The organism is Corallococcus praedator (assembly GCF_003612125.1).
In the GTDB taxonomy this organism is placed as follows: domain Bacteria; phylum Myxococcota; class Myxococcia; order Myxococcales; family Myxococcaceae; genus Corallococcus; species Corallococcus praedator.
Window position 1 is genome coordinate 1 of record NZ_RAWI01000447.1, and the last position, 7,117, is coordinate 7,117.

Consider the following 7,117-nt stretch of genomic DNA (forward strand, 5'->3'; position numbering starts at 1 on the left):
GCGCGGAGGGCGGGGTGACGATCTGCGGCGTCTTGCGGGCGCGGCGCGGCGGCTCGGCGCCTTCGGTGTTCGCGGGGAGCTGCGGCTGGGGGGCAAGGAAGGATGCGGCCCAGGCCGGATCCGCGCCCGGCGAACGGCGCTCGGCGCGCTCCGGGGGCAGGGACGGCTGCTCGTCCCGCGCGTCGTCGTCGTCCTCTTCGGGCTCCTCTTCGCGGACGAGCTTCTTCTCCAGCTTCTCGCGCTCGCGCGAATCCTTGAGGGCCTTCTTCGCGTTGGCGGCCTGCTCCTTCTCCGTCTGTCGGGCGAGGCGCACGGCCTCCTCGGCCATGGCCTCCGCTTCGGCTGCCTCGGCCTCCTCGGCAAGACGCTCGGCCTCGGAGAGCTCCTCCTCCTCGGCCTCCAGCTCGGCGAGGAACGCGGCCTCCTCCTCCTTCTCCTGGGCGAGCCGCTCCTGGCGGGCCTGGTAGGAGACCTTCTGCGCCTCCCAGAAGACGTGGGCGGATTCGGAGATGCGGCGGCCCAGCACGGTGAGGCCGGCCCACACCAGCGAGCACAGCTTGAAGAACGTGTACTGCGTGCCCACGATGAGCGCCGCCGCGCTGATGGCGGTGACGAGGATGACGGTGCCGACCGTGGAGAACATGCCCTCCATCAGCCCGCCCAGGCCCGCGCCCAGGGCGCCACCGGGCGGGTGCGCCCAGCCCTTGTCCTTGGCGAACATGAGCTGCGAGAGCACGGCCACGCTGCACGTGAGCAGCGCCAGGGAGATGATCTGCGGCAGGCGGCGCCGGTCGCGGTTGCCGACGAAGAGCACCACGGCGGTGTAGATGCCACCCACGGGGACGAAGTAGGCGCACACACCCAGCGCGCCCCGCAGCGTCTCCGCGATGAGGTGGCCCATGGGGCCCACCGCGTTGTGGAAGCCGGGGCCCACCCGGTCATGCGCGTCGAACGTGGCGACCGCCAGCAAGGCGAGCAGCGAGGCGGCCAGGACGAAGACGCCCACGAGCGCCCGTCTGGCCGGGCTGGCTGCGCCCCCCGCCTTCATCTTCTTGTTCGCGAGCGCCTTGCGCTTGGTCGCGATTTCCTGTCGGGAGAGCACTGCCTTCTCCGCCCGACCACCCTTCTTGGCCGCTGTCATGGACCCCGGTTCCCTCTGCCCGATTCCAGCCGCGTAGCGAGCTGTAGCAATCCGCGCGGCGAGAATAGGGAGAGAGGGGGCCCGGTCAATTTTCCAGCAGGCGTCAGAGGGGGCGGGACAGGGCCTACATTTCGGCTGCGACCCTCCGGGGAGAGGTTATGGTGGCTGACGCCAAGGAGAACCCGAACCATGTCCGACCTGCACCCTGACAAGCCCTCCAACAACGAAGACGACTACTTCGCGCGCGAGGAGATCGAAGCCAAGCGCAAGCTGGCCCTCCAGCAGGCCCAGGAGACGGCCGCCCAGCAGCGCGAGGACCTGAAGAAGCTGCACTACATGAAGTGTCCCAAGTGCGGCATGGACCTGCAGACGCTCAAGAAGGGCAACGTGGAGCTGGACAGCTGCTTCAACTGCCACGGCGTCTGGCTGGACGCGGGCGAGCTGCAGCACTTGCTGGGCGGTCACGGCCACGAGCAGGGTGGCAAGGTGATGGGCGCCATCCTCAACCTGTTCAAGCGTTCGTAGTCGTCGTCAACGCATCGTCCAGAGCCTCCAGGAGGAGGCGGTCCCCATGGCCCTCACGCTCGAGCAGGTCCGGCACGTGGCCACCCTGGCGCGGCTGTCACTGACGCCGCAAGAGGAGGCGCGCTACGCCACGCAGTTGTCGCAGGTCCTGGACGCGGTGGCGGAGCTGGAGGCGCTGGACGTCAGTCAGGTGGAGCCCACCTCCCATGCGACGCTCGCGTCCTCGCTGTTGCGCGAGGACGTGATGCGGCCGTCGTTGCCCCCTGAAGCGGGGCTCGCCAACGCGCCGGCGAAGGTGGGCACCGCCTTCGCGGTCCCGAAGATCCTGGAGTAGCCCGCCATGTCGTCGACGCTCACCGACCTGTCGATGCTGGAGCTGGCCGCGAAGCTGGCCTCGCGCGAGGTGTCCTCCGTGGAGGCCACGCAGGCGAGCCTCCAGCGCATCGCCCAGGTGGACCCGAAGGTGCGGGCCTTCCTGCGCGTGGATGAAGCCGGAGCGCTCAAGGCCGCGGAGGCCAGCGACGCGCGCCGCCACGCGGGCAGTCCCGCCAGTGCGCTCGACGGCGTGCCGGTGGGCCTGAAGGACATCTTCCTCACCCAGGGCGTGGCGACCACCTGCGGCTCGCGCATCCTGGAGGGCTTCGTTCCGCCGTACGACGCCACCGTGGTGCGCTTGCTGAAGGAGGCGGGCCTGCCGCTCTTGGGCAAGCTGAACATGGACGAGTTCGCCATGGGCTCGTCCAACGAGTCGAGCGCGTACTTCCCCACCCACAACCCGTGGGACCTGACGCGCACGCCGGGCGGCTCGTCCGGTGGTTCGGCCGCGGCGGTGGCGGCGCGCGAGGTGTTCGGCGCGCTGGGCACGGACACGGGCGGCTCCATCCGCCAGCCTGCGGCGTTCACCAACACCGTGGGGCTCAAGCCCACCTACGGCCGGGTGTCGCGCTACGGCGTCATCGCCTTCGCCTCGTCGTTGGACCAGCCGGGCCCCATGGCGCGCACGGTGGGGGACACCGCGGCGCTGCTCCAGCTCATCGCGCGGCATGATCCGCTCGACTCCACCTCCGCGGACGTGGCGACGCCGGACTGCCTCACGGGCCTGGAGGATGGGGTGCGCGGGCTCAAGCTGGGCGTGCCGCGCGAGTACTTCACCGCCGGCATGGACCCGGAGGTGGAAGGCACGCTGCGCGCCTCGCTGGAGGAGTTCGAGCGGATGGGCGCGACGCTGGTGGACGTGTCGCTGCCGCACACGAAGTACGCGCTCGCGACGTACTACCTGCTGGCCTCCTCGGAGGCGTCCAGCAACCTGGCCCGGTACGACGGCATCCGCTACGGACAGCGGGCCAAGGACGCGCGCGGGCTCAAGGAGCTGTACACGCAGACGCGGGGGCAGGGCTTCGGCGCGGAGGTGAAGCGCCGCATCATGCTGGGCACCTACGCGCTGTCCGCCGGCTACTACGACGCCTACTACCTGCGCGCGCAGAAGGTCCGCACGCTCATCCGCGAGGACTTCACGCGGGCCTTCCAGCAGGTGGACGCGCTCGTGTCGCCCACGTCGCCCGTGCCGGCGTTCAAGCTGGGCGAGAAGGTGGACGACCCGCTGTCCATGTACCTGATGGACGTCTACACGCTGCCCTGCAACCTGGCGGGCCTGCCCGGGCTGTCGGTGCCGTGCGGCTTCACGCAAGGAGGGCTGCCGGTGGGCCTGCAGATCCTGGGGCGCCCGTTCGACGAGGCCCGCCTGTTGCGCATCGCCCGCGCGTTCGAGCGCGAGCACGACTTCTTCCGCCGCGCCGTCCCCGTCTAGCGGGGAGCGGACGCCGGCAAGGGTGACACCGCCATGCCCCTGAGCGATTTCCAGACGGTCATCGGCCTCGAGGTCCACGCGCAGCTGCTCACGCAGTCGAAGATCTTCTGCGGCTGCTCCACCGCGTTCGGCGCCGAGCCCAACCACCACACCTGTCCGGTGTGCCTGGGGATGCCCGGCGTGTTGCCGGTGCTCAACCAGCGCGTGGTGGAGTACGCGGTGCGCACGGGGCTGGCGCTCGGGTGCACGGTGAAGCCCACGAGCGTGTGGAGCCGGAAGAACTACTTCTATCCGGACCTGCCCAAGGGCTATCAAATCACCCAGTACGACCAGCCCATCTGCGAGTGGGGCGAGCTCGTCATCGACACGCCGTCGGGTGAGAAGACGGTGCGCGTGCGGCGCATCCACCTGGAGGAGGACGCGGGCAAGAGCGTGCACGACGCGTCCGCCTCCGCGGGCCAGAGCCTGGTGGACCTGAACCGCGCAGGCGTGCCGCTGATGGAGATTGTCAGCGAGCCGGACCTGCGCGACGCGGACGAGGCAGTGGAGTACCTCAAGGTGCTGCGCGACGTGCTGGTGTACCTGGGCGTCAACGACGGCAACCTGGAGGAGGGCAGCTTCCGCTGCGACGCCAACGTGTCGGTGATGCCCAAGGGGTCCACCACCTACGGCCAGCGCTGCGAGCTGAAGAACCTCAACTCGTTCCGCTTCCTCAAGCAGGCCATCGAATACGAGGCCGCGCGGCAGGTGGACGTCCTCGAGTCCGGCGGCAAGGTGGACCAGGAGACGCGCCTCTGGGACGTGAACAAGGGCGTCACCCGGTCGATGCGCTCCAAGGAGGACGCGCACGACTACCGCTACTTCCCGGAGCCGGACCTCCAGCCGCTCATCGTGTCGGACGCGCTCCGCGACGCGCAGGCGAAGTCGCTGCCGGAGCTGCCCCGCGCGAAGCGCACGCGCTTCATGGGCCAGTACGGGCTGCCCGCCTACGACGCGCGCATCCTCACCGCCGAGCGCCCGCTGGCGGACTTCTTCGAGGCCTGCGCTGTTCATGTGCCGGACGCGAAGAAGCTCTCCAACTGGTTCCTGGGCGAGCTGAGCCGCCTGCTCAAGGAAGAGGGCACGCCGCTGTCCGCGCTGCGCTTCACGCCGGCGCAACTGGGCGAGCTGCTGGCCACGGTGGAGAAGGGCACGGTGTCCGCGAACGCGGGCAAGGACGTGCTCGGGGAGATGTTCCGCACCGGCCGCGCGCCGGCGGACATCATCGCGGAGAAGGGCCTCGCGCAGGTGAGCGACGTGGGGGCGGTGGAGGCGGTGGTGGACGACATCCTCGCGAAGAACGCGGGCGAGGTGGAGAAGTACAAGGCCGGCAAGAAGAGCGTGTACGGCTTCTTCGTGGGCCAGGTGATGAAGGCGATGAAGGGCAAGGGCAACCCCGGCCTCGTCAACGAGCTGCTGAAGAAGAAGCTCGGGGACTAACGCGGCACGGTGACGTGGAGCACGTCCTCGCCGCGCGGGTCCTCGGACTGGGCGAGCACGTGCACGTCGTCCGGCCCCCGGCGCTCCAGGATGAGCGAGGGGGCCTCGAAGGTGTTCTCGAAGAACCCACCGGTGAGCTGCGGGTTCACCGCGTAGCGCACGCGCTTGAGCGTGCGCAGCTGCGTGAAGAGCCCTTCGTTGAACCACTGCTCGCGGCGCAGCTGGGACTCTCCCGGCGCGTTGAAGGCCCAGGGCGCGTCCCAGGACCAGGCGTTGGCGGAGGGCTGCGCGAGCACGTCCACGCCCAGCGCGTCCAGGTACTGCGCGCACGGCACGAACCACGGCTCCCCGGAGGTGTGCGGTTCGCGGAAGCCGTCGTAGCAGACGAGCGTGCCCAGCCTGCCGAAGGGCGTGTCCACCACGGGCAGGTCCTCCGGGCGGCCCGGGCTCAGGTTGAGCACGTCCTCCTGCGTGGGCACCAGGTTCACCTTGCGCGTGACGCCCACGCAGTGACCGTCCGGCGCGAACGTGTAGCTGGTGTTGTAGGTGCGTGCGCCCGCGGGCTCGTACTCGGGGGTGTCGATGCCCAGGCGGTTGGAGGGCAGCAGCGCGCTGCCGGCCACGACCCACAGGCCGTAATCGCGCGCGATGCCGGAGAAGGTCTCGAACATGGCCCGGTGCACGCGCGGCGCCACCGTGGCGTAGAGACACTCCTCCATCGAAGGCGGACGGAAGGCACGCCACGTCCGGAATAGCGCCCACCCCTCCGCGAGCGCCACGCGCGTCATCGCGCCGTTCGTCGTCTTGCAGCGGCGCACGCGCGACAGGTGCCCCACCAACCCGAGCGCCGCGCCCACCATCTCCGGCCACACGGCGAGCGCGGGATGCAGCGGCCGGCCCGAGGCGTCCCGTGCGCGCAGCGCGTCCACCCTCGCGGCGAGGGCCCGGTGGTGCGCGGCGAACGTCGCCACGGAGGCGTAGTCGTCCAGCGTGACGCGCGGCTGGACGGCGAACAGTTCGATGGCGTCGGGCGGTGGCACGGGCTGGCCCGGGCGCCTACTTGAGGAAGCCCAGCTCCCGCAGCCGCTGCTTGAGGAACGCGTCCGCGGTGATGGGCGGGTGGCGCGCGGGGTTGTCCGGGGTCTCCGTCTGCGGCAGCGGCTTGAGGATACAGTCGGAGAACGGGTGCACGAAGAAGGGCATCGAGTAGCGCACGGTGTCCTGCTCCGTGCTGGGCGGGTTCACCACCCGGTGCGTGGTGGACGGGATGACGCCGTTCATCACGCGGCTGAGCATGTCGCCCGAGTCCACGACGATCTGCCCGCGCAGCGTGTCCACCGGAATCCACTCGCCGTCGCGCGTGAGCAGCTCCAGGCCGCCGGACGTGCCTTCGCACAGGAGCGTGATGAAGTTGATGTCCTCGTGTTCGGCCGCGCGCACCGCGCCCGGGATGAAGCGGTCCTTCAGGGGCGGGTAGTGGATGAGCCGCAGCACCGAGTTGCCATCCACCGTCATGTCGCTGAACGTGGTGCGCGCGATGCCCAGGTAGTCCGCGAGCGCCTGGAGCATCACCGTCGCCGCGTCGTCCAGTTCCTTGTAGAGCGTCAGGGTGTTGTCGCGGAAGGAGGGCACCTCCTCCGGCCACACATTGGCGCCGTAGTCGTCGCGGTAGGGGTGGCCCACGGGCAGCTCACGGCCCACGTGCCAGAACTCCTTCATGTCCCCCACCTTGCGGTTCTTCGCGTGCTCCTGGCCGAACGCCATGAAGCCGCGCTGCCCCGGGCGCTCCGGCACCGCGTAGCGCGTCTTGGTGGACTCCGGCAGTTGGAAGAAGCGCTCCACATCCGCGTACGTGCGGCGGATGAGCGCGTCCTCGACGCCGTGGCCTTCCACGGTCACGAAGCCGAACTCCTTGAGCGCGTCGCCAAACACCTGGACGAAGCGGGCCCGCTCCTCGGGAGTGCCGGAGCGGTAGTGGGACAGGTTCACGGTGGGGATGCGTCGGGCCGAGCGGGACATGGCCACATCCTACCCGCGTGACACCTTCCTGACACGCCGCAGTCCTGCGCCCAACCGTCACCCCGGCCCAGGGGAGGGCCCCCGCCTCACTTTGCGACAACCGCCCTCATTGACAGTGGATACGGGGCTTCCGGGATGTGCAGATT

At 69.9% G+C, this 7,117-nt stretch carries 7 protein-coding genes; 4 read left to right on the plus strand and 3 right to left on the minus strand.

Annotated features, from left to right (window positions below; all coding sequences use genetic code 11):
• Positions 1–1,141: DNA translocase FtsK 4TM domain-containing protein (locus D7Y13_RS35605; protein ID WP_199732972.1), on the minus strand; the 1,141-nt coding region annotated here is incomplete at its 3' end.
• Between the two features lie 189 nt (positions 1,142–1,330).
• Here D7Y13_RS35605 and D7Y13_RS35610 point away from each other — a divergent pair.
• Genes D7Y13_RS35610 through gatB form a run of 4 tightly spaced genes read left to right on the plus strand, consistent with a single transcriptional unit; the run spans position 1,331 to position 4,952 of the window.
• Complete coding sequence (locus D7Y13_RS35610) at positions 1,331–1,666, plus strand: TFIIB-type zinc ribbon-containing protein (protein ID WP_120537696.1); 336 nt, start codon at positions 1,331–1,333, stop codon at positions 1,664–1,666.
• A 46-nt stretch (positions 1,667–1,712) separates the two neighbouring features.
• Positions 1,713–2,000 carry an Asp-tRNA(Asn)/Glu-tRNA(Gln) amidotransferase subunit GatC gene (gene gatC / locus D7Y13_RS35615; protein WP_120537697.1) on the plus strand — a complete coding sequence of 96 codons (288 nt, stop codon included), beginning with the start codon at positions 1,713–1,715 and terminating at the stop codon, positions 1,998–2,000.
• 6 nt (positions 2,001–2,006) lie between these two features.
• Entirely contained in the window at positions 2,007–3,473 is a 1,467-nt protein-coding gene (gene gatA / locus D7Y13_RS35620) for an Asp-tRNA(Asn)/Glu-tRNA(Gln) amidotransferase subunit GatA (RefSeq protein ID WP_120537698.1), read from the plus strand.
• A gap of 33 nt (positions 3,474–3,506) precedes the next feature.
• Positions 3,507–4,952 (plus strand): Asp-tRNA(Asn)/Glu-tRNA(Gln) amidotransferase subunit GatB, encoded by a 1,446-nt coding sequence (gene gatB / locus D7Y13_RS35625; protein ID WP_120585880.1) that lies wholly within the window; start codon positions 3,507–3,509, stop codon positions 4,950–4,952.
• Here the strand turns inward: gatB and D7Y13_RS35630 are convergent.
• The gene (locus D7Y13_RS35630; protein WP_120585881.1) at positions 4,949–5,992 is read right to left on the minus strand and encodes a carbon-nitrogen hydrolase family protein; all 1,044 of its coding nucleotides are present in this window, start codon (positions 5,990–5,992) and stop codon (positions 4,949–4,951) included. The genes gatB and D7Y13_RS35630 overlap by 4 nt on opposite strands.
• Positions 5,993–6,008: 16 nt before the next feature.
• On the minus strand, positions 6,009–6,971 hold the full coding sequence (locus D7Y13_RS35635) for an isopenicillin N synthase family dioxygenase (protein WP_120537701.1): 963 nt from the start codon (positions 6,969–6,971) through the stop codon (positions 6,009–6,011).
• Positions 6,972–7,117: the final 146 nt, after the last annotated feature.